Annotated in this window: 25 protein-coding genes; 13 read left to right on the top strand and 12 right to left on the bottom strand. The window is 71.7% G+C overall.

Annotated features, from left to right (window positions below; translation table 11 throughout):
* Positions 1-47: 47 nt before the first annotated feature.
* On the bottom strand, positions 48-1,025 hold the full coding sequence (gene pdhA / locus BKE41_RS05850) for a pyruvate dehydrogenase (acetyl-transferring) E1 component subunit alpha (RefSeq protein WP_234742070.1): 978 nt from the start codon (positions 1,023-1,025) through the stop codon (positions 48-50).
* Between the two features lie 268 nt (positions 1,026-1,293).
* Entirely contained in the window at positions 1,294-1,605 is a 312-nt protein-coding gene (locus BKE41_RS05845) for a septum formation initiator family protein (RefSeq protein ID WP_012317989.1), read from the bottom strand.
* Positions 1,606-1,718: 113 nt separating this feature from the next.
* Between BKE41_RS05845 and BKE41_RS05840 the strand changes: the two genes are divergently transcribed.
* Positions 1,719-2,921: an adenylate/guanylate cyclase domain-containing protein gene (locus BKE41_RS05840; RefSeq protein WP_024830861.1), complete on the top strand. Its 1,203-nt coding sequence runs from the start codon at positions 1,719-1,721 to the stop codon at positions 2,919-2,921.
* Positions 2,922-3,387: 466 nt separating this feature from the next.
* Here BKE41_RS05840 and eno read toward each other — a convergent pair whose 3' ends face one another.
* Positions 3,388-4,677 carry a phosphopyruvate hydratase gene (gene eno / locus BKE41_RS05830; RefSeq protein ID WP_070998701.1) on the bottom strand — a complete coding sequence of 430 codons (1,290 nt, stop codon included), beginning with the start codon at positions 4,675-4,677 and terminating at the stop codon, positions 3,388-3,390.
* Positions 4,678-4,872: 195 nt separating this feature from the next.
* On the opposite strand from eno, the gene queF reads away from it, so the two are divergent.
* A complete protein-coding gene (gene queF / locus BKE41_RS05825) occupies positions 4,873-5,325 on the top strand; it encodes a preQ(1) synthase (protein ID WP_070998699.1) in 453 nt (150 codons plus the stop codon).
* Positions 5,326-5,389: 64 nt separating this feature from the next.
* Here the strand turns inward: queF and BKE41_RS05820 are convergent, their stop codons facing one another.
* Positions 5,390-5,728, bottom strand: coding sequence for a hypothetical protein (locus BKE41_RS05820; protein WP_012317985.1), 339 nt, complete (start codon positions 5,726-5,728; stop codon positions 5,390-5,392).
* Between the two features lie 333 nt (positions 5,729-6,061).
* On the opposite strand from BKE41_RS05820, the gene BKE41_RS05815 reads away from it, so the two are divergent.
* Positions 6,062-6,736 (top strand): methyltransferase domain-containing protein, encoded by a 675-nt coding sequence (locus tag BKE41_RS05815; RefSeq protein WP_043073250.1) that lies wholly within the window; start codon positions 6,062-6,064, stop codon positions 6,734-6,736.
* A gap of 5 nt (positions 6,737-6,741) precedes the next feature.
* Here BKE41_RS05815 and kdsA read toward each other — a convergent pair whose 3' ends face one another.
* Together kdsA and BKE41_RS05805 are read right to left on the bottom strand one after the other, a co-directional pair.
* Entirely contained in the window at positions 6,742-7,596 is an 855-nt protein-coding gene (gene kdsA / locus BKE41_RS05810; protein ID WP_024830864.1) for a 3-deoxy-8-phosphooctulonate synthase, read from the bottom strand.
* A gap of 10 nt (positions 7,597-7,606) precedes the next feature.
* Positions 7,607-8,095 (bottom strand): hypothetical protein, encoded by a 489-nt coding sequence (locus tag BKE41_RS05805; RefSeq protein ID WP_012317982.1) that lies wholly within the window; start codon positions 8,093-8,095, stop codon positions 7,607-7,609.
* 165 nt (positions 8,096-8,260) lie between these two features.
* Here BKE41_RS05805 and BKE41_RS05800 point away from each other — a divergent pair, with 165 nt between their 5' ends.
* On the top strand, positions 8,261-9,280 hold the full coding sequence (locus BKE41_RS05800) for an alpha/beta hydrolase (RefSeq protein ID WP_012317981.1): 1,020 nt from the start codon (positions 8,261-8,263) through the stop codon (positions 9,278-9,280).
* A 66-nt stretch (positions 9,281-9,346) separates the two neighbouring features.
* Here the strand turns inward: BKE41_RS05800 and BKE41_RS05795 are convergent, their stop codons facing one another.
* Complete coding sequence (locus BKE41_RS05795; RefSeq protein ID WP_012317980.1) at positions 9,347-10,522, bottom strand: amidinotransferase; 1,176 nt, start codon at positions 10,520-10,522, stop codon at positions 9,347-9,349.
* 210 nt (positions 10,523-10,732) lie between these two features.
* Here BKE41_RS05795 and BKE41_RS05790 point away from each other — a divergent pair, with 210 nt between their 5' ends.
* From BKE41_RS05790 to BKE41_RS05765, 6 genes are all read left to right on the top strand, one after another.
* Complete coding sequence (locus BKE41_RS05790) at positions 10,733-11,845, top strand: flippase-like domain-containing protein (RefSeq protein WP_012317979.1); 1,113 nt, start codon at positions 10,733-10,735, stop codon at positions 11,843-11,845.
* Positions 11,836-12,459 carry an ABC transporter substrate-binding protein gene (locus BKE41_RS05785; RefSeq protein WP_012317978.1) on the top strand — a complete coding sequence of 208 codons (624 nt, stop codon included), beginning with the start codon at positions 11,836-11,838 and terminating at the stop codon, positions 12,457-12,459. Before BKE41_RS05790 ends, BKE41_RS05785 begins: the two co-directional genes overlap by 10 nt.
* 86 nt (positions 12,460-12,545) lie before the next feature.
* A complete protein-coding gene (hpnI, locus tag BKE41_RS05780) occupies positions 12,546-13,754 on the top strand; it encodes a bacteriohopanetetrol glucosamine biosynthesis glycosyltransferase HpnI (protein WP_024830865.1) in 1,209 nt (402 codons plus the stop codon).
* Positions 13,755-13,811: 57 nt separating this feature from the next.
* Entirely contained in the window at positions 13,812-15,245 is a 1,434-nt protein-coding gene (gene hpnJ, locus BKE41_RS05775) for a hopanoid biosynthesis associated radical SAM protein HpnJ (RefSeq protein WP_012317976.1), read from the top strand.
* Between the two features lie 103 nt (positions 15,246-15,348).
* Positions 15,349-16,191: a hopanoid biosynthesis-associated protein HpnK gene (hpnK, locus tag BKE41_RS05770; protein ID WP_070998697.1), complete on the top strand. Its 843-nt coding sequence runs from the start codon at positions 15,349-15,351 to the stop codon at positions 16,189-16,191.
* A 32-nt stretch (positions 16,192-16,223) separates the two neighbouring features.
* A complete protein-coding gene (locus tag BKE41_RS05765) occupies positions 16,224-17,099 on the top strand; it encodes a helix-turn-helix domain-containing GNAT family N-acetyltransferase (protein ID WP_053622396.1) in 876 nt (291 codons plus the stop codon).
* A 39-nt stretch (positions 17,100-17,138) separates the two neighbouring features.
* Here the strand turns inward: BKE41_RS05765 and BKE41_RS05760 are convergent, their stop codons facing one another.
* Positions 17,139-19,805 carry an MMPL family transporter gene (locus BKE41_RS05760; protein ID WP_063110481.1) on the bottom strand — a complete coding sequence of 889 codons (2,667 nt, stop codon included), beginning with the start codon at positions 19,803-19,805 and terminating at the stop codon, positions 17,139-17,141.
* A 621-nt stretch (positions 19,806-20,426) separates the two neighbouring features.
* On the opposite strand from BKE41_RS05760, the gene hpnH reads away from it, so the two are divergent.
* Positions 20,427-21,590 (top strand): adenosyl-hopene transferase HpnH, encoded by a 1,164-nt coding sequence (gene hpnH, locus BKE41_RS05755; protein WP_012317972.1) that lies wholly within the window; start codon positions 20,427-20,429, stop codon positions 21,588-21,590.
* A gap of 78 nt (positions 21,591-21,668) precedes the next feature.
* Here hpnH and BKE41_RS05750 read toward each other — a convergent pair whose 3' ends face one another.
* From BKE41_RS05750 to BKE41_RS05735, 4 genes are read right to left on the bottom strand one after another with little or no spacing between them, the layout of a single operon-like run.
* The gene (locus BKE41_RS05750) at positions 21,669-22,289 is read right to left on the bottom strand and encodes a GNAT family N-acetyltransferase (protein ID WP_070998695.1); all 621 of its coding nucleotides are present in this window, start codon (positions 22,287-22,289) and stop codon (positions 21,669-21,671) included.
* 34 nt (positions 22,290-22,323) lie between these two features.
* Positions 22,324-23,106 (bottom strand): hypothetical protein, encoded by a 783-nt coding sequence (locus BKE41_RS05745; protein ID WP_012317970.1) that lies wholly within the window; start codon positions 23,104-23,106, stop codon positions 22,324-22,326.
* Positions 23,107-23,129: 23 nt separating this feature from the next.
* Positions 23,130-23,330 (bottom strand): hypothetical protein, encoded by a 201-nt coding sequence (locus tag BKE41_RS05740; protein ID WP_012317969.1) that lies wholly within the window; start codon positions 23,328-23,330, stop codon positions 23,130-23,132.
* The gene (locus BKE41_RS05735) at positions 23,327-24,376 is read right to left on the bottom strand and encodes a hydantoinase/oxoprolinase family protein (protein ID WP_024830870.1); all 1,050 of its coding nucleotides are present in this window, start codon (positions 24,374-24,376) and stop codon (positions 23,327-23,329) included. Before BKE41_RS05735 ends, BKE41_RS05740 begins: the two co-directional genes overlap by 4 nt.
* A gap of 9 nt (positions 24,377-24,385) precedes the next feature.
* On the opposite strand from BKE41_RS05735, the gene BKE41_RS05730 reads away from it, so the two are divergent.
* Together BKE41_RS05730 and leuD are read left to right on the top strand one after the other, a co-directional pair.
* A complete protein-coding gene (locus BKE41_RS05730) occupies positions 24,386-25,117 on the top strand; it encodes a HisA/HisF-related TIM barrel protein (protein ID WP_083374287.1) in 732 nt (243 codons plus the stop codon).
* Between the two features lie 69 nt (positions 25,118-25,186).
* A complete protein-coding gene (gene leuD / locus BKE41_RS05725; RefSeq protein WP_024830872.1) occupies positions 25,187-25,789 on the top strand; it encodes a 3-isopropylmalate dehydratase small subunit in 603 nt (200 codons plus the stop codon).
* Positions 25,790-25,853: the final 64 nt, after the last annotated feature.

Raw genomic sequence — 25,853 nt, 5'->3', positions numbered from 1 at the left:
TGCGGTCGTTTATTCGTTGGGGGGGCGGCCAGCGGTGTCGTCCGCGCTCAGGCGTGCGCGTCCAGGAGGATGTCGGTCCACAGCTCGGACGGATCCGGCTCGGGGTCGTTCGTGGCGAACTCGGCCGAGGCGTTGACGACCTCGCGGACCTTGGCGTCGGTGGCCTTCAGCTCGGCCTCGGGCACGGCGTGCAGCTCGAGCAGGCGCTTGCGCACCATCTCGATCGGGTCGTGCTCGTCGCGCATCTTCGAGACCTCGTCCTTGGTCCGGTACTTGGCCGGATCGGACATGGAGTGGCCGCGGTAGCGGTAGGTCTGCATCTCCAGGATGTACGGGCCCTGGCCCGTGCGGGCGTGCTCGATCGCCCGGGTCGCCGCCTCGCGGACGGTGCGCACGTCCATGCCGTCGACCTGCTCGCCGGGAATGCCGAAGGAGAGGCCGCGCTTCGAGAAGTCGGTCTGCGCCGAGGCCCGGGCCACCGAGGTACCCATGGCGTAGCGGTTGTTCTCGATCACGTAGACGACCGGCAGCTTCCAGAGGGCCGCCATGTTGAAGCTCTCGTAGACCTGCCCCTGGTTGGCGGCGCCGTCGCCCATGTAGGTCAGGCTGACCTTGCCGTTCTCCCGGTAATGGTCGGCGAAGGCGAGGCCGGTGCCCAGCGAGACTTGCGCGCCGACGATGCCGTGGCCGCCGAAGAACTGCTTCTCGCGGCTGAACATGTGCATCGAGCCGCCCTTGCCGCGGCTGTAGCCGCCGCGGCGGCCGGTCAGCTCGGCCATGACGCCCTTCGGATCCATGCCGCAGGCCAGCATGTGGCCGTGGTCGCGGTAGCCGGTGATGACCTGGTCGCCCTCGACCGAGGCCATCTGCATGCCGATCACCACGGCCTCCTGGCCGATATAGAGGTGGCAGAAGCCGCCGATCAGGCCCATGCCGTAGAGCTGGCCGGCCTTCTCCTCGAAGCGCCGGATCAGCAGCATCTCGTGATAGGCGTGGAGATCCTCGTCCCGCGTGAACTGCGGCATGTTCGGCGCGGGGCGGTGCGCCTCGGCGGCCTGAGGGCTCGCGGCCTGCACCGGCGCGGACGACGCGTCCGTTGCGGGCTCTTTGGCAGGCTCCTTGGCGGCGTCCATCGGCGCTCTCCCCGTGATTCCACGCGACTGCGTGGGGGTGTAGGACAGCGACGATTGGAAAGCGAGGGCTGCCGCTCTGACAGGAAGCCGCTCTTGTCAGAGCACTTTCAGGACTGCGGAAAACCCTCCCCGGGACTTCCGCGGGATGCTCGCGCGACGGTCAGGGCGTGATGATGACCACGTCGTTGGCGTGCACCCGGCCCAGGACGATCCGGGCGCGCTCCTCCAGGAGGTCGCGGTCGATCTGGTCGCTCTTGAGCAGGTTCACCCGATGCTCCCAGACGGCGCGCTCGGCCTTCACGGCGGCGAGTTCCTGGCTGAGGCCGTAGGCGCGGATCTTCAGGGCCTTCTTGGCCTCGAGGCCGCGGTTGCCACTCTCGGCCTGCCACACGAAATAGCCGACAACGAGCGCCGACAGGGTCCAGAGACCCAGCGGCAACACGACCATTCTGACTCGGCGGCGCACGACCATGGCGCGACCCTCGCGCGGAAAGGTTAACGGTTCTTTTCGATCGCGCCGCGGTCGGGACAGGGCCGGGTCGGGGCCGGACCGCGGCCGGCACGGACAGGGGGCGAGCCTGAGGCATGGACCTGACGCATCTGGGGCGCTGGATCGCCGCGCACGCCACGGCGACCGACGACCACGACACCCTGCTCGCGGGCTTCTGCGAGTCGCTGGTCGAGGCCGGCCTCCCCGTCTGGCGGGTCAGCGTCATGGCGCCGGCCCTGGACCCGACGCTGCGCGGCGTCAGCCTGAACTGGCACGCGGGCGAGGGCATGTCCTTCGTCGCCAACGCCCACGGCGCCGACGAGGAGAGCGACTGGCTCCTGAGCCCGGTCTACGCCCTGGTGGAGAAGGGCGAGACCTTCGGCCGCTGGCGCCTCGACGCGCCCGGGCTGGCGGTGGACTTCCCGGTCCTGAACGCCCTCGGGGCGCAGGGCGGCGTCGACTACGTGCTGCACATCGCCGAGTTCGCCCCCGGCACCGCGCTGCGGGGCATCGCGGTCTCGTTCTGCACCCGCGCCGCCGCCGGCTTCACCGGGGCGGACCTCGCCGCGATCGCCGATGTCCTGCCGTTCCTGACGCTGGCGATGGCCAAGATGGGCCTCGCCCACACGTTCCGGGAAGTGTCGGCCACCTATCTCGGCCGGTCCACCGCCGAGCGCATCCTCGACGGCCAGATCCGGCGCGGCGAGGGGCGGGCCGTGCCGGCGGCGATCCTGCTGACCGACCTCCGGGGCTTCACGGCCCTGGCCGACCGGGTGGATCCCGCCGACATGGTCACGTGGCTCAACGAGCACTTCGACGCCCTCGGCGACCCGGTGGCGCGGCACGGCGGCGAGATCTTGAAATTCCTCGGCGACGGCTTCCTGGCGATCTTCCCGGTCCCGGACGCCGAGAGCCTGCCCTGTCCGGTCTGCGGCGGCGCCCTCGACGCCGCGACCGAGGGGCTCGCCGCCAACGCGGCGCTCAACGCCCGCCGCCGCGCCGCGGGGCTGCCCGAGCTCCCGGCCGAGTGCGTCGTCCATTTCGGGACGGTCATCTACGGCAATGTCGGCACCGAGCGGCGCCTCGACTTCACGATCATCGGGCGGGCGGTCAACGAGGCCAGCCGGATCGAGAGCCAGTGCGCGGCCCTCGGCCACGAGCTCCTCGTGTCGGACTCCTTCGCCGAACGGTGCGCCCGGCCGCTGGAGCCGGTCGGGACGATCGAGCTCCGGGGCCTGTCGCGGCCGATGCGGGTCTGGACCGTGCCGGGCGAGCCGTCCGGTGCGGCGACGGCCTGAGGAGGCGGAGATCCTCCGTCCGAGTCGAGCGGACGAGCGCACGAGCGGACGGATCGGCGCCGCCCTCAGAACAGCGCGCAGCTCCGCTGCAGCACCAGGCCGACCGCGCCCTGCGCGAAGCGGGTCCGGTACGCCTCCTGCACGGCGCGCAGGGAAGCGACCGCCTCGGGCGTGGGTTCGGTGACGATCAGGACGATGCGGGCGGCCTCGTGGACGATCCGTCCGTCCGGTCCGCGCCACTGGCCCCGGCCGGCGAAGACCGTGAGCCCGTCCGGGAAGCGCGGGGTGATCCGCTCGGCCAGGAACCGGTCGAAGGCCCGGCCGGAGACGCGCCCGCCGTCCGGCCGCGACAGGCCGAACAGCAGCTGCGCGCTGAGCGTCGGGCGGGCCCCGTCGCAGAGCGGGTCCGCGCGGGCGGGGCCGGCCGCTCCGACACCGAGCAGGCCGGCCAGCAGGATCCGCCGGATCAGCGGCGGGCGAGCTGCTTGAGCGCCGACGGGCCGGCGTAGAGCGCCTGCGGGCCCAGGCCCTCCTCGATGCGGATCAGCTGGTTGTACTTGGCCAGTCTGTCCGAGCGGGCGAGCGAGCCGGTCTTGATCTGCCCGCAATTGGTGGCGACCGCGAGGTCCGCGATGGTCGAGTCCTCGGTCTCGCCCGAGCGGTGCGACATCACCGCGGTGTAGCCGGCGCGCTGGGCCATATCGACCGCCGCCAAGGTCTCGGTGAGCGAGCCGATCTGGTTGACCTTGATCAGGATCGAGTTGGCCGTGCCCTCGGCGATGCCGCGGGACAGGCGCTCGACGTTGGTGACGAACAGGTCGTCGCCGACGAGCTGGCAGCGGTCGCCGATCTTGTCGGTCAGGAGCTTCCAGCCGGCCCAGTCGTCCTCCGACATGCCGTCCTCGATCGACACGATCGGGTAGGTGGCGACGAGCTGCGCGAGGTAGTCGACCTGCGCCTCGATGGTGCGGGTCTTCCCCTCGCCCTCGTACGCGTAGGCACCGTCCTTGAAGAACTCGGTGGCGGCGCAGTCGAGGGCGAGCGCCATGTCCTGGCCGGGCTTGAAGCCGGCGGCGCTGATCGCGTCCATCACGAAATCGAGGGCGGCCTCGGCGGACGGCAGGTTCGGGGCGAAACCACCCTCGTCGCCGACGTTGGTGTTGTGGCCGGCCTTCTTCAGCTTGCCCTTGAGGGTGTGGAACACCTCGGAGCCCATGCGCACGGCCTCGGCGAGCGAATCGGCGCCCACCGGCATGATCATGAATTCCTGGAAGTCGATCGGGTTGTCGGCGTGCGCGCCGCCGTTGATGATGTTCATCATCGGCACGGGCAGCACCCGGCCCTGCACGCCGCCGACGTAGCGGTAGAGCGGCAGGCCCGAGGCCTCGGCCGCGGCCTTGGCCACCGCCAGCGACACGCCGAGGATCGCGTTCGCGCCGAGGCGCGCCTTGTTGGGTGTGCCGTCGAGCTCGATCATCGCCTCGTCGACCGCGACCTGGTCCTCGGCGTCCATGCCGCCGATCGCGTCGAGGATCTCGGTCTGGGCCGCCTCGACCGCCTTCAGGACGCCCTTGCCGAGGAAGCGGTTCTTGTCGCCGTCGCGCAGCTCCACCGCCTCGTGGGCGCCGGTGGAGGCACCCGACGGCACCGCCGCGCGGCCGAAGGAGCCGTCTTCCAGGATGACGTCGACCTCGACCGTGGGGTTGCCTCGGCTGTCGAGGATCTCGCGGGCGCTGATATTGGTGATCGCGGTCATGGAACGTCCTCTCGCGGGGGCCGCGGGTCGGCGACCGCGCCCCGATCGGGGGGTGCGGCGCATCGCGGCGGCTTATCCGTCAAGCCGCGGCCGGCGGCAAGCGCCGGGACGGACGGCGCACAGCCGGGTTCACCCGGGAAAGCGTCGCGGATCAGGCGGATGCGCGCGGGGCCGGCAGGCTCTATATGGCCGGCCATGACCTCCACCGACGATCTCCAGCTCGGCCAGCCGACGCCCTTCCCCGCCTCGCCCGAGGAGGCGCGGCTCGACCGGGTCCCGAACCCGCACGCGGACACCGACTACGTCGCCCGGTTCACCGCGCCCGAATTCACCTCGATCTGCCCGGTCACCGGGCAGCCGGACTTCGCGATCCTCGTGATCGACTACGTGCCCGGCGACTGGCTCGTGGAGTCGAAGTCGCTGAAGCTCTACCTCGGGTCGTTCCGCAACCACGGCGCGTTCCACGAGGATTGCACGGTGGCGATCGGCAAGCGGCTCCGCGACCTCTTGGAGCCGCGCTACCTGCGCATCGGCGGCTTCTGGTATCCCCGCGGCGGCATCCCGATCGACGTGTTCTGGCAGACGGGCGAGCTGCCGAAGACCGCGTGGCTGCCGGACCCGGGCGTCCCGCCCTACCGCGGACGCTGATCGGACAAACGAAAAGGGCGACCGGCTCGCGCCGGTCGCCCCCGATCCTCTCGGATCTCCGATCTCAGTAGCCGTAGCCGTAGTAGCCGTAGCCCGGGGCCGCGTAGCCGTAGCCGCCGTAGACCGGGGCGTAGCCGTAGCCGTAGGACGGGGCGTAGCCGTAGCCGCCGCCGTAGTAGCTGTCGCGGGCCGCGCCGGCGGCGATCGCACCGGCCGCGAGGCCGGCGATGCCGAGGCCGATGGCGGCGCCGGTGCCGATGCCGCGACGGCCGCGGTAGTAGCCGTGGCCGTAGCCGCCGTAGCCGCCGTGGTAGCCGTAGGGACGCGCCTCGGCGCTGGTCGTGACGGCGACGCTGCCGAGAGCCATGGCGGCAGCGGTGGCGATGATACCGATCTTGCGCATAGTGTTCCTTCTCGATCCTCGATCGAACATGCCCAATAACGTGGCCGCACCCGGACAGTTCCAGATTTCATGACGTGCTTGCGTGCGGATCCGCACGCGGGCAGGATTATGAACCGCCGTTCATCGTTCCCGCCTCTCCGTCGACTTCGGTCAAGCTTGGGCGCCTCTGCGGGAACTGCCTCCGAACTCTTGCGCGGTGCCGTTCAGGGCGGGCGTGACGACTGCGCCGCGCGAGACTTCTGTCCTGAGGCCGCGACGACCGCCCGGCGCGCGCGGAGGAAATCCCTCCTCTCCCCGCCCGCCCGTGCTACGGATCCTCGCGGAGGACCGACGATGGATGCCCTGACCCTGATCCGCGAGAGCCTCGCGCCGCTGGCCGGCAAGCGGATCGTCGATATCGGGTGCGGCCCCGGGGCGCTGGCGCGGCGACTGGTCGACGCCGGCGCGCGCGTCACCGGGATCGACCCCGGCGCGGCGGCGCTCGCCCGGGCGCGGGACGCCGTGCCGGAGGCGCGCTTCGAGGCCGCGACCGGCGAGGCCCTGCCCTTCCCCGACGCCAGCTTCGACGGCGCCGTGATGCTGAACGCCCTCCACCACGTCCCGGACCCGGCGGCGGCCCTCGCCGAGGCGGCCCGCGTGCTGGTCCCGGGCGGACGGCTCGTCGTGGTCGAGCCCCTGGCGGAGGGCAGCTTCTTCGAGGCGCTGCGGCCGATCGAGGACGAGACCGCGGTCCGCGCCGCCGCCCAGGACGCCATCGCGGCCGCCCTCGCCCGCGGCGCCTACACGTGCCGCCGCGACGCGACGATCGAGCGGCGCGAGCGCTTCGACTCCCTCGACGCGTTCCTCGCCCGCGTCAGCGCCGTGGACCCGGCCCGCGAGGCGACCATCCGGGACCGGCGGCCCGTCGTCGCGGAGGCCTTCCTCGGCGCCGCGGCGCGCGAGGCCGACGGGACGTTCGGCCTCGTCCAGCCCCTGCGGATCCACGTCCTGGAGCCGGCGGCCGCCTGATCCGGTCAGGCGGTCCGGCGCTTGGCGAGGCGGTCGAAGGCGAGGAGCTCCTCGAGCAGGGCCGGCATGTCCCTCAGCGCCACCATGTTGGGGCCGTCGGAGGGCGCGCGGTCCGGGTCGGGATGGGTCTCGATGAACACCCCCGCCACGCCCACCGCCACGGCGGCGCGGGCGAGGACGGCGACGAACTCGCGCTGGCCGCCGGAGCTCGCCCCCTGCCCGCCGGGCTGCTGCACCGAGTGGGTGGCGTCGAACACCACCGGCGCGCCCTGCGTGACCTGCGCCATGATCGGCAGGCTGCGCATGTCCGAGACCAGAGTGTTGTAGCCGAAGGAGGCGCCGCGCTCGGTGACGATGACGTTGGGGTTGCCCGCCTCCGTCACCTTGGCGGCGACGTGCTTCATGTCCCAGGGCGCCAGGAACTGGCCCTTCTTGATGTTGACCGCCCGGCCGGTCGCGGCGGCGGCCAGCAGCAGATCGGTCTGGCGGCACAGGAAGGCGGGGATCTGGAGCACGTCCACCGCCTCGGCGGCGCGGGCGCACTGCTCGGCGGCGTGCACGTCGGTCAGCACCGGCAGCCCGAGGGTCTCGCGGATCTCGGCGAAGACCGGGAGCGCCCCGTCGAGGCCGATGCCCCGGGCGGCGCTGCCCGAGGTGCGGTTGGCCTTGTCGAAGGAGGTCTTGAACACGAGGCCGACGCCCAGGCCCGCGGCCATCTCCTTGAGGGCGGCGGCGATCTCCAGGGCGTGCTGGCGCCCTTCGAGCTGGCACGGGCCGGCGATCAGCGTCAGCGGCAGGTGGTTGGCGAAGCGCGCGTCGCCGACTTGGACGACGGGGCCGGGTGTCTCGATCTTCGACATGCCGGCCCGTCTAGCCCGCGCGGCGGATCCGCGAAAGCCCGGGCCGTGGCGCGACCCGGCAGACCGTGCGGTCGTCCCGGAGGGCGTCGGTGCGCGGGCCGGTCTCGCACAGCATCAGGATCCGGCCGGCGCCGCCCCGGCGCGGGGCATCCGCCAGCAGGCTGGCCTGGTGAAGGTTGAGCGCCAGCACCTCGATCACGGCGGCGTCCGCCCCGGCAAGCGCCTGCGCGGCGCGGCCGATCAGGACGAAGTAGGCCGGCGCCGGCTCGCGGTCGCGGGAGGCCACGGTGATCCGGGCCGGGGCGCGGCAGTCGAGGCTCAGCCGCTCGGCATCCTGCGCCCGGAACACCGCGACGGGCCCGGCCCGGCCGGCCAGGGAGGCGCCGGTGGTGCGGATCACCCGCGCGGCCAGGGCGTCGCAGGCATCCGCCGCCCGGGCCGGGGCGGGCCCGAGGAGGAGCGCGCCGGCGAGGGCGGTCAGGGTGGTGAGGCGCAGCATCGGGACATCCGCGGCGAGAGACGGTCGCCCCCGGGAGATAGCGCGCGCCGCGGCGGGCGCGAAGCTGCGGCGCTCCGCGGGGCGTGGACAGGGGCGCCCGGATGACCGATCTGAGCGGGCGGCGCGGCGCCGCACGCCGCTCGCAGACCAGGCTCCGACGCGGCCATGCTCCGAAACCTCCTCGCCTCCGTCCTGCTGGCCCCGCTGGCCCTGCTGCCGGCGGGACCCGCTTCCGCCGAGCCGCTGCCGCAGCCGACCTACGGGCCGGAACTCGAGGGCTTCGCCTACCCGTTCCCGGTGGAGCGGTTCCTGTTCACCTCGCAGCGCCAGCCGCTGCAGATGGCCTATCTCGATGTCCGCCCGGCGACGCCGAACGGCCGGACCGCGGTGCTGCTGCACGGCAAGAACTTCTGCGCCGCCACTTGGGAGAGCCAGATCCGGGCGCTCAGCGCGGCCGGGTACCGGGTGATCGCGCCGGACCAGATCGGCTTCTGCAAGTCGAGCAAGCCGGCGGCCTACCAGTTCACCTTCCGGCAGCTCGCCGAGAACACCCACGCGCTCCTGGCCAAGCTCGGGATCGAGCGCCCGATCCTGGTCGGCCACTCCACGGGCGGCATGCTGGCCGCCCACTACGCCCTGCTCTACCCGAAGGCGGTGGAGCAGCTCGTGCTGGTCAACCCGATCGGCCTGGAGGACTGGGCCGCCAAGGGCGTGCCGCCGACCTCGGTCGAGCAATGGTACCAGCGCGAGCTGAAGGTGACGGCGGCCTCGATCCGGGCCTACGAGACGGCGACCTACTACGCCGGCGCCTGGGAGCCCCGCTACGAGCCCTGGGTCACGATGCTGGCGGGCCTCAACGGCGGCCCCGGCAAGGAGGCGGTCGCCTGGGACTCGGCGCTGCTCTACGACATGATCCTCACCGAGCCGGTGGTCTACCGGTTCCCGCAGATCGCGGTGCCGACGCTGCTCCTGATCGGCCAGAAGGACAACACGGCGATCGGCAAGGACCTCGCGCCGCCGGAGGTGCGGGCGAGCCTCGGCAACTATCCCGAACTCGGCAAGGCGGCCGCCAGGGCCATCCCGGGCGCGCGGCTCGTGGAGTTCCCGGATCTCGGCCACGCGCCGCAGATGTCCGACCCGGACGGGTTCAACGCGGCGCTGATCGCGGGCATCGCGGCGCGGTAGGCGCCGCGCGACGTCGCCCGTCGTCCCGGGGCGCTCGCGGCGCCCCGGGACGACGGCGGGCCGGTCCTAGAAGTACGACTTCAGCACGCCCCGGCGGCGGACGTCGAGGGTCGCGCAGTGGAACGAGCCGCCGAACGGGCCGTAGCTGAGGAACGGCGCCGGGATCGGGTCGAAGCCCCAGTCCTTGAGCGCCTTGATCAGCGTCGGCTGGCTCTGGTCGACGACGATCTTCTTCTCGGTGATCGCCAGGACGTTGATCGAGGTCCAGGGCGAGCACATCGAGATCTTGCTCATGAAGCCCTCGACCGGGTCGGGGCGCGGGGCGATCAGCACGTCCCACTTCTTGAGCACGGCCGGCAGCTTCTCGACGTCGACGTAGTCCGGGTTCACCAGCACCTTGCCGGGCGCCAGCGGCATGAACGACGAGTCGATGTGCATCGGCTGCGGGCAGCGGCTCTCGATCTCGTGGATGCGGAAGCCCGGGCCGAGGTGGCGGCGCAGCCACTCGATGCCCATCAGGTTGGTCACGTTGGAGCGGGTTACGAACAGGTCGCGGCCGCAGCGGACGAAGTCGGCGGCGTCGAAGACCGGCTCGAACTCGTTGACCGTGAACTGCATGGGCTCGCCGGCCTTCAGGTTCGGCACCCGGTAATCGTAGTTGTAGAGGTCGTCGGTCAGTTGCGGGCGCGGCGCGGAGGTCCAGCGGGCGCCGGCGCGGAAGTACTCCTTGAACAGCGACCGGTAGGCGTCGCCCTCGAAGTAGCGCGAGCGCCAGCACATCGGGCTCTCGATGATCTCGTCGCCGATGACGAGGTACGGGTCGCGCGGGCAGGCGACGCAGAAGCCGCGGGAGGACCAGCGCGGCGCCTTGAACTTCTTGGAGAAATCCACCGCGTCGGGGCGGCGGACTTTCACGCCCTCGCCGGCCAGGATGGTGATGAAGTTGTCGAGCTCGGCCTGGGCGAGCTTCTTCATGAACTTCGGATACTTCCAGCCGCTCGCCAGCCGGTAGAACGGCTGCGCGGCGCGCGGCAGGTTGAAGATCACCGTCAGGTGGTGGGTCGGGATCGTGGCGCCGTCGAGCGAGCCGACGATCACCTCCTCCAGCGGATCCCACTCGTTCCAGGCCATCACCGGCGACTGCGGAGCCGGCACGCCGGGTCCGGTCCCGCCCGGAAAGCCGCCCGCATGCGTGTCGTCGGTCACGGCCTCCAGGGCCGTGATCGGTGATTCGCGCTCCATGACGTGTGCCCCTTCTGCGACGTGCCGCGGCCTTCTGCGCGGGCTTCTCGGCCCGGCCGCCGCTTTGGCCCCCGGTGTGTCAAACGGGTGATAGACACCGCTAATCCGTGCTGCAACGTGACAGAAACGTTCCCGGCCCGGCGGACCTATTTCTGCCGCGACCGTGACCGATTTCCCGCATCAAGCCTTATGCGAGCTTGAAAGACGACAATGAAGCGCCTGACGACCTTGGCCTCGATCGCCGGTCTGTGCACGGTCGTCGGCCTGTTCATGTCCTCCGGCCTGGAGGACGTGTCGGCCGCCGTCGTGAGCGCCGGCTGGGGCGCCGCCCTCGTGGTGCTGGCGCGCCTCGTGGCCGTCGCCTGGGCGGGACTCGGCTGGTACGTCGTGTTCCCCGCCGGCGCGACCAAGCTCGCCGACTGCGTCTCGCTCCGCTTCGTCCGCGAGGGCATCAACACGCTGCTGCCGGTCGCCACCGTCGGCGGTGACTTCGTCGGCGCCCGCCTGCTGTCGAAGCGCAACGTCCCGGGCGCGCTCGCGGGCGCCAGCATGTTCGTCGACCTGATGACCCAGGCGCTGACGCAGCTCCTGTTCACGGTGGCCGGACTCGCCCTGCTGGTCCTGATCTCCGGCGACGGGCCGATCGCCCACACGGTCGAGGGCGGGCTGGCCCTGGCGGTCCCGGCCCTCGGCGCGTTCTACCTGATCCAGCGCCGGGCCGGTCACCGCCTGATCCAGGCCCTGCTCAGCCGCTTCGCCTCCGGGCGCGAGTGGCGCGCCTTCGGCGCCATCGACCAGCTCTACGACAGCCTGCGCCGGCTCTACGGCAACCACGGTCGCTTCGCGGCGGCTCTCGCGGTCCACCTCGTTGGCTGGGTGATCGGCACGCTCGAGGTCTATGTCTGCCTGCGGTTCATGGGCTACCCGATCGACTTCGCGCAGGCGCTCATGATCGAGAGCCTCGCCCAGGCCGTGCGCGGCGCGGCCTTCGCGGTGCCCGGCGCCCTGGGCGCGCAGGAGGGCGGCCTGATCGCCCTGTGCGGCCTGTTCGATATCCCGGCCGAGGCGGCGCTCGCCCTCTCGCTGGTCAAGCGCTTCGCCGATCTCGGCGTCGGGCTCCCGAGCCTCCTGCTCTGGCACCGGATCGAGTCCAGGCTCCGGTCCGAGGCGCCCGAGGAAGAGGCGCGCGAGCCGGAGCCGGAGGCCGGGCGCAAGGCCAAGAGGGTCGCGCAGCCCGCCACCCTCGGCCCGTTCTACAGCTACGCCCCGCCGCGCATGGGGGCGCGGCTCGGCGACGGCGAGGAGTTGAAGAAGTGCGCCTGACCCGCCGGCTCGCGGCCGCCCTCGTCGCCGCACCCCTGGCCCTGACCCTGCTCGTCCCGGCCCCGTCACGGGCCGCGGACGATCCGGCCGTTCAGACCGTGCGCGACCTCTACGCCGCCTTCTCGGCCGCGCTGAAGGACGGGCCCGGCCCCCTGCCGGCCCGGGTCGAGGCCGTCGGCCCCGCGCTCGACAAGGCGTTCGACTTCCCCGCCATGACCCGCATCGCGGTGGGCTCGAAATGGTCGAGCTTCACCCCCGAGCAGCAGGCGGCGGTGATCGACGCGTTCAAGCGCAGCCTGACCGTGACCTACGCCAACCGGCTGGCCCGCGCCGCCGGCGGCAAGTTCGACGTGACCCCGAAGGTCGAGGAGCGGGGCGCCCAGCGCGTGGTGCCGACCCGCGTCACCGCCGCGGACGGCGACGATTCGGCCGTGGACTTCGTCGTCAACGCCGACAACCGCATCCAGGACGTCCTGCTCAACGGCGACGTCAGCGAGATCGCCGCGCAGCGGAACGCCCTGTCGGCGCCGCTGAAGTCCGGGGGCGCCGACGGCGTCGTGAAGTTCCTCCGGGCGCGGACCGACGGCATGCTCGCGGCCAAGCCGACCCCCTGAGGATCGCCGGCGCCAGCGCCGACCTGAACCGGCCGCTCGCGGCCATCGCCGCCTCGGCGGCCGGACGACCGCACGGACCCGACCGGATGGATGTCTCCTCCCTGGCGCTGCACGGCCTCTCGTGGCTCTCGCTGCTCTGCCTGATCCTGGCGGCGGCGGGCTGCGTCTACGGGCTGGCCGCCGCCATCTGCGCGGGCCGCTACGCGGGCCGACGCCCGCCGGCGCTCCCCGGGGGAGCCCCGCGGCCCTCCGTGACCGTGCTGAAGCCGCTCTGCGGCCTCGAGCCCAACCTCTACGCGAATCTCGAGACCGTTCTGCGCCAGGACTACGCCGGGCCGGTCCAGGTCGTGTTCGGCGTCCAGAAGCCCACCGATCCCGCGATCGGCGTGGTCGAGCGCCTGCAGCAGGCCTATCCGGAGGCCCGCATCGACCTCGTGATCGACGGCCGGCAGCACGGATCGAACCGCAAGGTCTCGAACCTGATCAACATGGCCGAGGCCATCGCCCACGACGTGGTGGTGCTGGCCGACAGCGACATGGTGGTCGGCCCCGACTACCTGGAGCGCCTCGTCGCGGAGCTGTCGCAGGACGGCGTCACCGGCGTGACCTGCCTGTACCACGGCGTCCCGGCCTTCCGGGGCCTGTACGATCAGCTCTCGACGCTCGCGATCGACACCCACTTCCTGCCCAACGTGGTGATGGGCCTGAGCCTCGGGCTGGCGAAGCCCTGCTTCGGCTCCACCGTGGCCTTCACCCGGGCGAGCCTGGAGGCGGTCGGCGGCTTCCGAACCTTCCGCAACGATCTGGCGGACGACTACGCCATCGGCGCGGCCCTGCGCGGACTCGGCGGCCGCGTGGTGATCCCGAGCTTCACGATCGGCCACACCAGCGTCGACACCGATCTCTCCGGGCTGTGGCGGCACGAGCTGCGCTGGAACCGGACGATCCGCACCGTCGACCCGGCCGGCTACGCCGGCTCGATCGTCACCCACGCCTTTCCCCTCGCCCTGCTGGGCGCGCTCCTGCCCGGCGCTGGGACCGGCGCGCTCTGGGTCGCCGCCGCGGCGCTGGCGAGCCGCGTGCTGCTCTGCCGGCAGCTGGAGCGGGCCTTCGGCCTCGCCCCGCACCCCTACGGACTGTTGCCGATCCGCGACATCCTCTCCTTCCTGAACTTCTCCTGGGCCTTCGTGTCGGGGGCGGTGACATGGAAAGGTCACGATTATCACGTGGTTGCGGATGGCACCCTGATCCCGGACGCCGAACTCGGCCGCGATGCCGGCGCGCCGCTCCGCTGAACCCGGCTCCCTCGTCCTCCGCCCTCCCCCCGGCATTGCCCTGAGGCCTTGAACCCCATGCGCACGCTCTTCCTCCAGGCCCCCACCTTCGACGGTTTCGACGGCGGTGCCGGCTCCCGTTACCAAGCCAAGCGCGAGATCAAGTCGTTCTGGTACCCGACCTGGCTGGCCCAGCCGGCCGCCCTGGTGCCGAACTCGAAGCTGATCGACGCGCCGCCGCACAACATCAAGCTCGCCGAGATCGTGGCCCAGGCCAACGACTTCGACCTCGTCGTGCTCCACACCTCGGTGCCGTCGTTCAAGTCCGACGTGAAGACGATCGAGGCGCTCAAGGCCGCCAACCCGAAGCTCATCGCCGGCCTGATCGGCGCCAAGGTCGCGGTCGACGCCGCCGGCGCGATGGCCCAGGCCCCGGTGGTCGATTTCTGCGCCCGCAACGAGTTCGACTTCACCGTCAAGGAAGTCGCCGAGGGCGTCCCGATGTCGGAGATCAAGGGGCTGTCCTATCGCGACGCCAACGGTGTCGTGGTCCACAACGAGGACCGCGAGATCATGACCGACATGGATCAGCTGCCCTTCGTCACCAGCGTCTACAAGCGCGACCTGGAGATGGAGAAGTACTTCATCGGGTACCTGAAGCACCCGTACATCTCGTTCTACTCCGGCCGGGGCTGCAAGAGCCGCTGCACCTTCTGCCTCTGGCCGCAGACGGTCGGCGGCCACACCTACCGCACCCGCTCGGTCGCGCACGTGATCGAGGAGATCAAGTACTGCCTGAAGGAGTTCCCGCAGACCAAGGAGTTCTTCTTCGACGACGACACCTTCACCGACAACCTGCCGCGCGCGGAGGAGATCGCCCGCGAGCTCGGCAAGCTGGGCGTCACGTGGTCGTGCAACGCCAAGGCGAACGTGCCGCGCGAGACCCTGAAGGTGCTCAAGGAGAACGGCCTGCGCCTGCTGCTGGTCGGCTACGAGTCCGGCAACCAGCAGATCCTGCACAACATCAAGAAGGGTATGCGGGTCGAGGTCGCCGAGAAGTTCACCAAGGACTGCCACGACCTGGGCATCGCCATCCACGGCACCTTCATCCTCGGCCTGCCGGGCGAGACCAAGGAGACGATCCAGGAGACGATCGCCTTCGCCAAGCGGATCAACCCGCACACGATCCAGGTCTCGCTGGCGGCCCCCTACCCCGGCACCTTCCTGTACAAGCAGGCGGTGGAGAACGGCTGGCTCGACATCGAGAACGCCGAGCTCGTCGACGAGAACGGCGTGCAGGTCGCGCCGCTGCACTACCCGCACCTCTCGCACACCGAGATCTTCACCTCGGTCGAGGAGTTCTACAAGAAGTTCTACTTCCGGGCTCCGAAGATCGCCTCGATCGTCAGCGAGATGGTGCGCTCGCCCGACATGATGAAGCGCCGCCTGCGCGAGGGCGTCGAGTTCTACCGCTTCCTCAAGGAGCGTCAGGGCACCGCCAAGGCGGCGTAAGTCCGGGGTCCGGGGCCCACGGCCCCGGCGGGGTGTGGGGCAGAGCCCCGCACCTCTTCCAGGGCTCCGCCCTGGACCCGTCGACACCCGTTACGAGGTTTGCGTGAAGCGTCTGGTCGTCACCGCGGATGATTTCGGGCTGAGCCCCGAGGTCAACGAGGCCGTCGAGCAGGCCCATCGCGACGGGATCCTCACGGCGGCGAGCCTGATGGTCTCGGCGCCGGCCGCCGCCGACGCGGTGGCCCGGGCCAAACGGCTGCCGTCCCTGCGCGTCGGGCTGCACCTCGTCCTCGTGGAGGCGTGGCCGACCCTGCCGGCCGCCGAACTGCCCGACCTGACCGACGCGGCCGGCCTGATGCGCGCCGACATGGCCCGCCTCGGCCTCGACTTCGCCCGCAGGCCCGCGGCCCGGCGCCAGCTCGCCGCGGAGATCCGCGCGCAGTTCGAGGCCTACCGGGCGACCGGCCTGCCGCTGGACCACGTCAACGCCCACAAGCACTTCCACGTCCACCCGCTGATCGCCGGGGCGGTGCTGCGCATCGGCCGCGACTTCGGGATGCGCGCCCTGCGGGTACCCCGGGAGCCGCGGGAGATCCTGCGCCGCGCCGAGCCCGGTGCCCGGCCACGGCCGGCCCTCGACATCGCCCCCTGGGCGGCGCTGCTCGCCGTCCGCGCCCGGCAGGCCGGGCTGCTGATCCCCGACCGCACCCTCGGCCTCGCGTGGTCCGGTGCGATGACGCCCGCCCGCGTCGCGGCTCTGCTGGCCGAACTCCCGGACGGGCTGACCGAGCTCTACACCCACCCGGCCACCGCCGGCGGCTTCCCCGGCGAGGCGCCGGGCTACCGCTACGCCGACGAGCGGGACGCGCTGATCACCCCCGCGTCCCTGTCGGCCGCCGGCGCGTCGGGCGCGGCCCGCGGCGGGTTCTCCGACTTCCTGGGTTGATCCAGGCCGATATCTGACTTTAGTCAGATACCATGGATCCTGCCGAGATCGCCCGCGTCCGCCGCTTCGCCCGCGCCGTCACCGCCGAGGTCGGCGCGCTCGACTCCTCGTTCCTCGGCCGAGGCCGTCCCCTGGGGGCGGCGCGCGTCCTGAACGCCGTCGGGGCGGGGCGCGCGGAGATCGGCGAGATCCGCGCCTATCTCGGTCTCGATTCCGGCCTGATGAGCCGTCTCCTGCGCGGCCTGGAGGAGGAGGGACTGGTCGCGACCGCACCGCATCCCGCGGATGCCCGCCGCCGGGTCGCGTCCCTGACCGAGGCCGGGCGGCGCGAGTTCGCGGCCTACGAGGCGCTGTCGGATGCCCGCGCCGTCGCCCTGCTGGAGCGCGCGCCGCAGGTGTCGGCGCTCTTGCACGCCATGGACCGGATCGCCCTGGTCCTCGGCCGCGACGCCATCGCGATCACCGAGGCCGATCCCGCGAGCGCGTCCGCCCGCGCCTGCCTCGCCGCCTACTACGCCGAGCTGGCGAGCCGATTCGCCGGCGGGTTCGACGTCGCCCTGTCGTGCGACCCCGAGGCCGGCGCCCTGGTGCGCCCGCGCGGCACCTTCCTGCTCGCCATCGCGGACGGCCTTCCGGTCGGATGCGTCGGGCTCAAGGGGAGCGGCGGCGCGGTGGCGGAGATCAAGCGGCTCTGGATCGATCCCGCGGCCCGCGGGCTGGGCCTCGCCAAGCGGCTCATGCAACAGGTCGAGGCCGCCGCCCGCGACCTCGGGATCCGGACGCTGCGCCTCGACACCAGCAGCGCCCTGCCCGAGGCCCTAGCGCTCTACCGGCGGTCGGGCTGGGTGGAGATCGACCGCTTCAACGACGACCCCTACCCGGACCACTTCTTCGAGAAGGCCCTCTGAGGATGCCCCGGGGCGCGGGCCGGCGCGGTTCGGCCCCTCCTACTTGGCCGGCACCGGATCCTGGTGCGCGGCGGTCTTGCGCAGGGCCGCGCCGGCCGCCTTCTCGGCTTCCGGACGATCCTCGTCGGGCTGCTCGGGCGGCTCGCCGAGGGTCGCCGGCACCACGAAGAACGCCGCCACCAGGGTGAAGAACAGCGACAGCGCCAGCAGCTTGCCCATGCTCGCCGTGCCGGGATGGCTCGACAGGACCAGCGATCCGAAGGCGCTGCCCGTGGTCAGCGCCGAGAAGAAGATCGCCCGGGTCAGGCTGGAGGCGAGCATGTCGGTCACGCCCGCCCGCCACGCGATCACGTAGTAGATGTGGAACGCCACGCCGACCGCGAGCATCAGCGGCAGGGCGATGATGTTGGCGAAGTTCAGCGGCATGCCGACGATGCGCATCGCCATCAGCGTCCAGAGGGTCGCGATCACCAGCGGGCCGAGGGTCATCGCCACGTCCCACGGCTTGCGCAGGGCGACCGACAGGATGACGAAGATCAGCACGAAGGCCGTCACCGCCGCCTGCACGAAGGCGCCCAGGATCGTGTAGCTCGACTGCGTGGTGGCCACGGGCGCGCCGGTGGCGTGCGGGGCGACCTTCAGGACCTCGTCCGAGAACCGGCGGAGCACCGTGTCGTCGTTCGAGTCGCCCTTCGGGTGGACCTCGATGCGCGCCCGGCCGTCCGCCGCCACCCAGTCGGCCTTGAGCTGCGGCGGCAGGTTCTCCAGCGTGATCTTCTCGGGATGCAGCAGGTCGCGCAGGCGCGCGAGCAGCGGCACCAGGTCCTTGGTCAGCGCCACCGAGGCCGCCTCGCGCATCTGCACCGGGCCGGCGGCGAGCTTGTCGAGGGTGCCGGCGAGCTGCTTCGCTTGCTGGGCGCCCTTCGCGTCCCCCTTGGCGTCGGCGGTGAGCCCGTTGAGCGCCGCGGCGGCGTCCTTGAGCGCCTTGACGTTGTCGGCATCGGTCGGCGGCGGCGGCCGGCGGCCGGGATTGAGCACCGGGTCGAGGAGCTGGGCCGTGTCGGCGATCTGGGCCAGCTTCTTGTCCTGATCCCGCGGCACGAAGGTGTCGATGCTGTTGACCGAGGCCGTCACCGGAAGCGCCAGCAGCGTCTTCGACAGCGCCGGGACCGCCTCGACGCTGGGCGCCAGCACGTCGATGAAGTTCGGGCTCGTCTCGGGATTCTTGATCAGGTCCAGGTAGGTCGCGATGGACTGCGTCTTGGGGCTGCGCAGGTGCATCGGGTTCGAGTCGAACGGTAGGTGCCAGAGCAGCGGAGCGCCGGCCAGGGTGATCAGGCCGACGACGATCAGGATCGGCTTGCGGTGCCGGATGATCCACGGATCGACGCCGACGAGCCACTCGGTCTGCACCGCCGCCTTCTCGCCGACCGGCTTGAACACCGCGATCAGCGCCGGCAGCAGGGTCAGCGAGAACACGAAGGCCACGATCATGCCGACGCCGGCGATCAGGCCCAGCTCCGACACGCCCCGGAAGGCCGTGGGCAGGAAGGCGAAGAAGCCCGCCACCAGCGACACCGCGGCGAGCGTCAGCGACCAGCCCACGCCCCGGGCCGCGGCGCGGATCGCGCTCTCCAGCGTCGGCTGCTCGTAGCGGTCGGCCCGGTAGCGGACCGAGAACTGGATGCCGAAATCGATGCCGAGTCCGACGAACAGGGCCGCGAAGGCCACCGAGATCGGGTTCAGCTCCTTGACCATGACGAGGCCCAGGGCGGCCGTGACCACGAGGCCCGCGAAGGTGGTGATGATCACCGCGCCGACGAGCTTGCCCGAGCGCAGGGCCAGCCACAGGAACAGCACGATCGCGCCGACGATGATGCTGTTGTTGAGGCCGGCATCCTCCGACAGCGTCGCGAACTCCTCGTCCGCCACCGCCACCGTGCCGGTCAGGCGCATCCGCAGGCCGTTCTGGGCGTCGATCCCCAGATCCTTGGCGACGTTGCGGATCAGCTTGGTCGCCTGGTAGCCGGGCTCCAGGGCGTTGAAGTCGAGGACCGGCTGGATCACCACGAACTTCATCTTGTCGGTGACGCTGGTCTCACCCCCCGACAGGAGCTCCTGCCAGGACATCCGCGCCGGCTGACCGGCCAGCACCTTCTGCAGGGTGGCGTCGATCTGCCCCATGGGCTTCTCGAGATCCTCGATCTTCGCGTCGCCGGTCTTCACGCCGCGCGCGCCCAGCGTCAGCACCCGCATGATGCCCCGCAGCGAGGGGTCGGCGGCGAGCGGTCCGAGCAGACCCTGCTGCTGGGTCAGCGCCTCCAGGGTCTTGTCGAGCTCCGCCTGAGACATCAGCAGCAGGCCGTTCTTGTTGAAGAACGGGCCGCCGTCGGGCCGGTACACCGTCTCGATCAGGTTCTTGTGCGCCGTGAGCGCCTTGGCGAGGTTGGCGGCCGCCTCCTCGGTCTCCTCGGGCGTCTCGCCGTTGATGACCGCCACGATGGTGTTGCTGCGCTGCGGGAACGCCTTCTCGAAATTGATCTCGTCCTGCCGCCACGGCTCCTTCGGGTCGATCAGGCGCTCGACGTCGGTGTTGATTCGGAACAGGTGCGCCGCGACTCCGAGGCTCGCGACCGTGAGGAACGCCGTGAGGGCGATCACGATCCACCGATACCGCACCGAGAACGCGACGAGACTTTCGATCACGAGCACCCTGCCTGTTCGCATCGGACGCGCCCCGCGCGCGACCGGCTCCTGCCATCCGTCCGGTCCGAACCCGGGCCACCGACGCCGTCGGGCTCAGGGCTCCGCCGCGCGATCGCTCCGCGATCCGATCGGGCGCGCATCGGGTTCGAGGACCGCCGCACCGCCCGATCCGAACGCGCCGCGCGCGTCCGGCACCCGACTGACTTCGCCCGATGCGGTCCGCGATCCGGACACCGATCGCGGGCCAGGACTTGCATCGCGGCCACGAGGCTCAGTAAAGAGGGCGATGCCAGATTGCAACGCGGCCGCCGCGGCGCGCATCCCGCGCCCGCCCGTGTGCGCTAGCGCACGGCGATTCAGGCGCGGCCTCCCGAATCCTGGGATTTCGGTCGTATTGCCGACGCAATGCACGTGCTGTCCTCAACGATCGGGCGCTTCCGTCCACGGACTTCGCACCCGCAGTCCATGTGGCACCGTTGCGTCAGGAGCGGAATAAGATGTCATCGCCCCGCCCAAACGGGGTCGTTTCAGATTAGTTCCAAGCTAGATCGCTGGAATTCGAGATTTTTTCGCGTTAAGCACCCCGACGCCCCGGGGTCGATGAAGTAAGGAGCCGCAATCTTGGGTATCCCCCTCCGGTACGTCGCGAAGATCGGCGGCTACATCCTGAAGCAGCACCTCACGGGCCGCAAGCGTTACCCGCTTGTGATGATGATGGAGCCGCTGTTCCGCTGTAACCTGGCCTGCGCCGGCTGCGGCAAGATCGACTACCCGGACGAGATCCTGAACAAGCGCCTGCCGGTCGCCGACGCGCTCGAATCGGTGCGCGAGTGCGGCGCCCCGGTGGTGGTGATCGCCGGCGGCGAGCCGCTCCTGCACAAGGACCTGCCGCAGATCGTCGAGGGCATCATCGCCCAGAAGAAGTTCGCGATCGTCTGCACGAACGCGCTGCTCCTCGAGAAGAAGATCAAGGAGTACAAGCCGAGCCCGTACTTCACGTGGTCGATCCACCTGGACGGCGACAAGGAGATGCACGACCAGTCGGTGTGCCAGCGCGGCGTCTACGACAAGGCCGTGGCGGCGATCGCGAAGGCCAAGGAGATGGGCTTCCGCGTCACCATCAACTGCACCTTCTTCAACAATTCCCAGCCGGAGAAGATCGCCGACTTCTTCGACAGCGTGACCCGGATGGGCATCGACGGCATCACCGTCTCCCCCGGCTACGCCTACGAGCGCGCTCCCGACCAGAAGCACTTCCTGAACCGGAAGGCGACGAAGGAGCTGTTCCGCGGCGTGTTCCGGCACGGCAAGGAGAAGGGCCGCGAGAAGTGGACCTTCCAGCAGTCTGGCCTGTTCCTCGACTTCCTGGCCGGCAACCAGACCTACCACTGCACCCCGTGGGGCAACCCGACCCGTACCGTGTTCGGCTGGCAGAAGCCCTGCTACCTGCTCGGCGAGGGCTACGCGGCGACCTTCAAGGAGCTGATGGAGACCACCGACTGGGACGCCTACGGCACCGGCAACTACGAGAAGTGCGCCGACTGCATGGTCCACTCGGGGTACGAGGCCTCGTCGGTCGTCGATTCGGTCCGCAAGCCCTGGAAGCCGCTGGTGCACGCGATTCGCGGCATCAAGACCGACGGCGCGATGGCCCCCGAGGTCAGCCTGGAGAACCAGCGCCCGGCCGAGTTCGTGTTCTCGCGCAACGTCGCGCAGAAGCTGTCCGAGATCAAAGCGGCCGGCGTCGACACGAAGCAGGAAGCCCGCAAGCGCACCGCCGCCTGACCGGGCGCGCACGATCGGCGACACGAGACCCGCGGCCGCGAGGCCGCGGGTCTCTTCGTGTCCGGATCCCGCATCGCCTCAGCCGAGCAGCGGCACGTGCGGGGCGCAGTCGCGCGGCAGAGTCCCGTCGAGCCGCGGATCGGGCGCGACCTCGACGTGGACCGCGAAGGGGACGAAGCCCGAGCGCCGGTAGAAGGCGAGCGCCCCGGGATGGTCCAGGGTGCAGGTATGCACCCAGAACCGCGTGATCGGGCGCGCCCAGGCCCGGCCGATCGCCGCGTTCATCAGCGTGCGGCCGATCCCGGTCCCGACCGCGTCGTCGGTCAATCCGAGGAAGACCAGCTCGCAGGTGCCGGGCTGGCGGAAATCCAGTTCCAGCATGCCGAGGTTCCGCCCGTCGCGCCGGAGCGCGAAGATCTCGACATCGCCGTCGGCCAGGATCGCCGCCAGCGCCCCGTCCGCCAGGGTGAGGCGCGAGAACCACAGCCAGTCGGCGCCGACCTCCCGGAACAGGGTCCGGTAGGTCTCCGGGTCGGTGCCCGCCAGCGGCTCGAGGGCGAGGCCGGGCGGGAGCGGCCGTCCGGGACGCGGCGGCGGCGGCCGGTGCATCTCCAGGCTCGTGACGACGGTGGCGAGATGGCCCCGCGGCACCGCCGCGTAGCCCGGGGTGAGGGGCGGGATCCCCGTATCGGGCAGCATGATTCTCCTCGGCGGTCGCGTCGGCGCGGCCCGGTCAGGCGGCCCGCGGGCGGCGCCGGGCGACCAGCCACGGCAGCACGCAGGCCGCCGACACCGCGATCGACGCGGCGTAGGCCGCGACCGGGTCGATCCGCCCGAGCAGCAGGTGCACGCAGACATAGAAGGCCAGCACGCCGAAGGCGCCCTGGGCGCTGCCGCGCACCACGTCCAGCGCGGCGCCGACCCCGTCCTGCGCCCGGGCGAAGACGATGAGCGGCCAGGAGATGATCGGGATCGGTGCCAGGACGCCGCTCAGGCCCGAGCCGAGATGCGGCGCCAGACCCGAGACCAGCAGGACCAGGGCGGTGGCGGCCGCGAGCCGGGCCGGCATGTCCCAGCGCGGCGGGCGCGCCCGGCGGACCGGCGCCGCGGTCCCGGCGGCCGGCCGGCACAGGGCGACCACCAGCGCCATCGCCGGCAGGTCGATCGCCGTGGCGAGCCACAGGCCGGGCTGGACCACGCCGTGCAGCAGCGCGCCCGCGAGGACGAAGGCCGCCAGGGCGAGCAGCGCGGACGCGAGGTTCCCCGTCCGCGGCGCGGAGACGGCGTAGGCGAGGTAGCTGACCGTGACCGCGCCGAGTCCCTCCACCGAGCCGATCGCCGCCTCGGCGGCGAAGCGCTCGCCCTGCTCGGCAGCGAGGTAGATCGAGATCGGTGCCGAGGTGAGCGGCAGGCCCGAGAGCAGGCCGCCGACGAGGCTGCCCCACCGGCGCGCGGCCGCCGACACGGCCCACATCAGGGTCGGCGTGACGACGATCTTGGCGGCGATCAGGCTCATGGCGACCGGCGGGGCCCGGGGCCTCAGGCCGCCTGGGGCGGCCCGTCATCCTCCGGGTCGGCGGGCGAGTTGAGGATGTCCTCAAGCTCGTCGACCAGCCGGTCGACCTGGTCCTCGGTGGCGAGCACCTTCAGCACCTCCCCGGTCTCCGTCTCCACGGCCAGCTCGATATGCGGCCCGACCCGGGCCGTCAGGATCCGGGCCAGGATCTTGATTGCACTCATGCGACTGCCTCCTCCGCGGCGATGAGGCCGACCGCCACCGCCGGTCCACAGGTCGAGATCCCGTCGCGCGCGCCGCCGATCCGGTCCGCCAGCAGCGCCGCCAGCGGCGTCGAGGGCCGACCGAGCCGCTCGGCGAGGCGGGCGCCCACGAAGGCGCCGGCGCCGCACAGGACGAGGGGCGCGTCCGCGCCGAGATCGGGCCGGCTGAGGATCTCCGCCGCCGCGTCGTGCAGCAGGCGCAGCTGCGCCTCCGCGAAGTGGGCGGCGAGCGCCGTCCAGGCCGCTCCGGGCGCCTCCGCCCGGTCCCGCCCGACGATCCGGGCGAGCCGGGTCTCGCTCTCGGCGACCGTCTTGCCCTTGCGGTCGCCGCTCGGCTGCTGGTCGGCGCCCTCGGGGAGGAGGCCGAGGATGCGGTAGACGTCCGCCATGTGGGCGAAGGTCTCGGTCATCAGCCGGGTCCGGCGGCCCGCGAAGGGGGCGTGGTCGGACAGCGCGATCACCGGCGTGCGCACCGCGCCGGTATAGACGAGCTCGCCGGTCTCCAGCCGCTCGGCGTCGCTGTAGCCGGTCGCGGCCGGCCGTCCGCCCACGACCGGGATCAGGTCGGCGGTGGTCGAGCCGATATCGATCAGGAGCGCGTCCGGGACGTGCCGGCCGGCGAGCGCCGCGGTGGCGTGCCAGTTGGCCGAGGCCACGTCCGCCGCGCGGGACGCGGCCGCCTCCGGGGCGACGAAGCCCGAGCGCCCGGCGTAGATCCGCACGGTCCCGGCGAGGTGCGATCCGGCCCACCCGGCGAGCGCCGCGACGCCGGCGCGCCGGTCGGCGAAGCAGTCGGTCAGCTCGCCCGTCATGGTCACGGCGTGGAGCGCCGCGCCGCGGGCCCAGTCGGGGGCGGCCTCCAGCGCCCGGTCGAGGGCCGGCAGGCCCTGCCAGAGCGGGCACGGCACCTGGGCGGCGGCCGCGACCCGGCCGTCCTCGACCAGGGCGACCTTGACGTGGACCCCGCCGAGGTCCCACCCGATCGTCGTTGGGTTTGATGAGCGCATGGGACCGCGATGAGCGCCTCGATGGACCACAGGATCGGGCGCCCCGGCTTCGCGGTGATCCCGGTGCTCGATCTCCGGGGCGGCCGCGTGGTGCGGGCGCGCCGGGGCGAGCGCTCCTCCTATGCCCCGATCGAGACGCCCTTGGCAAAGGGCTCGGCGCCCGACGCGGTGGCCCGGGGGCTGCGCGACGCGTGGCCCGCCGCCATCCTCTACGTCGCCGATCTCGACGCGATCATCGATCGCGCCGCGCCCGATCTCCGCGCCCTGGAGGCGATCGCCCGCGCCTGCCCGGGCGTCAGCCTGTGGGTCGATGCGGGCTTCGCCGAGCCGGCGGGCGTCGACGCGTTCCTGGCCTCCGGCCTGGGCCGCCCGGTGATCGGCAGCGAGAGCCAGGCGGATGCCGACCTCGTGACGCGGCTCGGCGACCGGGCGGTGTTCTCCCTCGACACGCGCGGCGCGGAGCGGCTCGGCCCGGCGGCCCTCCACGACGATCCGGCGCTCTGGCCGCCGGAGGTGATCGCCATGACGCTGGCGCAGGTCGGCGCCGGGGCCGGCCCGGACCTCGGGGCCCTGGGAGCCCTGCGCGCGCGGGCGCCGGATCGCCGCCTCTACGCGGCGGGCGGCGTGCGCGGCCCGGACGACCTGCGGGCACTGCGGGCGGCCGGGATCGCCGGGGCGCTGGTCGCCTCGGCCCTCCACGACGGGACCCTGTCCCGGTCGACGGCGCCCGACCTCGCCTGACGCTTCCGGCCCGGGCCGGCGGCTGCTAAACCGCCCGGCAGAGAGACCACCGACACGAGCCGTCAGACGATGGAAAAGTTCACCACCCTGGAGGGCGTCGCGGCGCCCCTGCGGACGATCAACGTCGATACCGACCGGATCATCCCGGCGAAGTACCTGAAGACGATCCGGCGGACCGGGCTCGGCAAGAGCCTGTTCGCCGAGATGCGCTACCGCGAGGACGGCTCCGAGAACCCGGACTTCATCCTCAACCAGCCGGCCTACCGGAACAGCAAGATCCTGGTGTGCGGGGACAATTTCGGCTGCGGCTCGTCCCGGGAGCACGCGCCCTGGGCGCTGGCCGATTTCGGCATCCGCTGCGTGATCTCCACGAGCTTCGCCGACATCTTCTTCAACAACTGCGCCAAGAACGGCATCCTGGCGATCGTCGTGTCGCCCGAGGACCTGGAGAAGCTGTTCGAGGACGCCGAGCGCGGCGCGAACGCCACCCTGACGGTCGATCTGGCGGCGCAGACGATCCGGGGACCGGACGGCGGCACCCTGCATTTCGACATCGACGAGGGCCGCAAGCACAACCTGCTGAACGGACTCGACGAGATCGGGCTGACCCTCGAGCGCGTCTCGTCCATCGAAGCCTACGAGCAGAAGCTCGCCCAGCGCGCGTGGGCCTGAGCGGCGGTATCCGCGTCCCGACGGCGGTCGCGTCGCGCTGAGGCGACCGCCGGTCCGACCCGGA

The organism is Methylobacterium sp. C1 (assembly GCF_001854385.1).
Lineage (GTDB): Bacteria > Pseudomonadota > Alphaproteobacteria > Rhizobiales > Beijerinckiaceae > Methylobacterium > Methylobacterium radiotolerans.
This window is presented reverse-complemented; position numbering and strand designations above follow the sequence as displayed.

Excerpts from the sequence above, each read along its gene's own strand:
- BKE41_RS05840 (WP_024830861.1), top strand. The coding sequence starts at position 1,719 with ATGGACCTGACGCATCTGGGGCGCTGGATCGCCGCGCACGCCACGGCG.
- BKE41_RS05790 (WP_012317979.1), top strand. The coding sequence starts at position 10,733 with ATGAAGCGCCTGACGACCTTGGCCTCGATCGCCGGTCTGTGCACGGTC.
- queF (WP_070998699.1), top strand. The coding sequence starts at position 4,873 with ATGACCTCCACCGACGATCTCCAGCTCGGCCAGCCGACGCCCTTCCCC.
- BKE41_RS05745 (WP_012317970.1), bottom strand. The coding sequence starts at position 23,106 with ATGAGCCTGATCGCCGCCAAGATCGTCGTCACGCCGACCCTGATGTGG.
- BKE41_RS05730 (WP_083374287.1), top strand. The coding sequence starts at position 24,386 with ATGAGCGCCTCGATGGACCACAGGATCGGGCGCCCCGGCTTCGCGGTG.
- hpnJ (WP_012317976.1), top strand. The coding sequence starts at position 13,812 with ATGCGCACGCTCTTCCTCCAGGCCCCCACCTTCGACGGTTTCGACGGC.
- leuD (WP_024830872.1), top strand. The coding sequence starts at position 25,187 with ATGGAAAAGTTCACCACCCTGGAGGGCGTCGCGGCGCCCCTGCGGACG.
- hpnI (WP_024830865.1), top strand. The coding sequence starts at position 12,546 with ATGGATGTCTCCTCCCTGGCGCTGCACGGCCTCTCGTGGCTCTCGCTG.
- BKE41_RS05815 (WP_043073250.1), top strand. The coding sequence starts at position 6,062 with ATGGATGCCCTGACCCTGATCCGCGAGAGCCTCGCGCCGCTGGCCGGC.
- BKE41_RS05765 (WP_053622396.1), top strand. The coding sequence starts at position 16,224 with ATGGATCCTGCCGAGATCGCCCGCGTCCGCCGCTTCGCCCGCGCCGTC.
- BKE41_RS05750 (WP_070998695.1), bottom strand. The coding sequence starts at position 22,289 with ATGCTGCCCGATACGGGGATCCCGCCCCTCACCCCGGGCTACGCGGCG.
- BKE41_RS05805 (WP_012317982.1), bottom strand. The coding sequence starts at position 8,095 with ATGCTGCGCCTCACCACCCTGACCGCCCTCGCCGGCGCGCTCCTCCTC.
- eno (WP_070998701.1), bottom strand. The coding sequence starts at position 4,677 with ATGACCGCGATCACCAATATCAGCGCCCGCGAGATCCTCGACAGCCGA.
- BKE41_RS05795 (WP_012317980.1), bottom strand. The coding sequence starts at position 10,522 with ATGGAGCGCGAATCACCGATCACGGCCCTGGAGGCCGTGACCGACGAC.
- BKE41_RS05800 (WP_012317981.1), top strand. The coding sequence starts at position 8,261 with ATGCTCCGAAACCTCCTCGCCTCCGTCCTGCTGGCCCCGCTGGCCCTG.
- BKE41_RS05740 (WP_012317969.1), bottom strand. The coding sequence starts at position 23,330 with ATGAGTGCAATCAAGATCCTGGCCCGGATCCTGACGGCCCGGGTCGGG.
- kdsA (WP_024830864.1), bottom strand. The coding sequence starts at position 7,596 with ATGTCGAAGATCGAGACACCCGGCCCCGTCGTCCAAGTCGGCGACGCG.
- BKE41_RS05735 (WP_024830870.1), bottom strand. The coding sequence starts at position 24,376 with ATGCGCTCATCAAACCCAACGACGATCGGGTGGGACCTCGGCGGGGTC.
- BKE41_RS05845 (WP_012317989.1), bottom strand. The coding sequence starts at position 1,605 with ATGGTCGTGCGCCGCCGAGTCAGAATGGTCGTGTTGCCGCTGGGTCTC.
- BKE41_RS05820 (WP_012317985.1), bottom strand. The coding sequence starts at position 5,728 with ATGCGCAAGATCGGTATCATCGCCACCGCTGCCGCCATGGCTCTCGGC.
- pdhA (WP_234742070.1), bottom strand. The coding sequence starts at position 1,025 with ATGCCGCAGTTCACGCGGGACGAGGATCTCCACGCCTATCACGAGATG.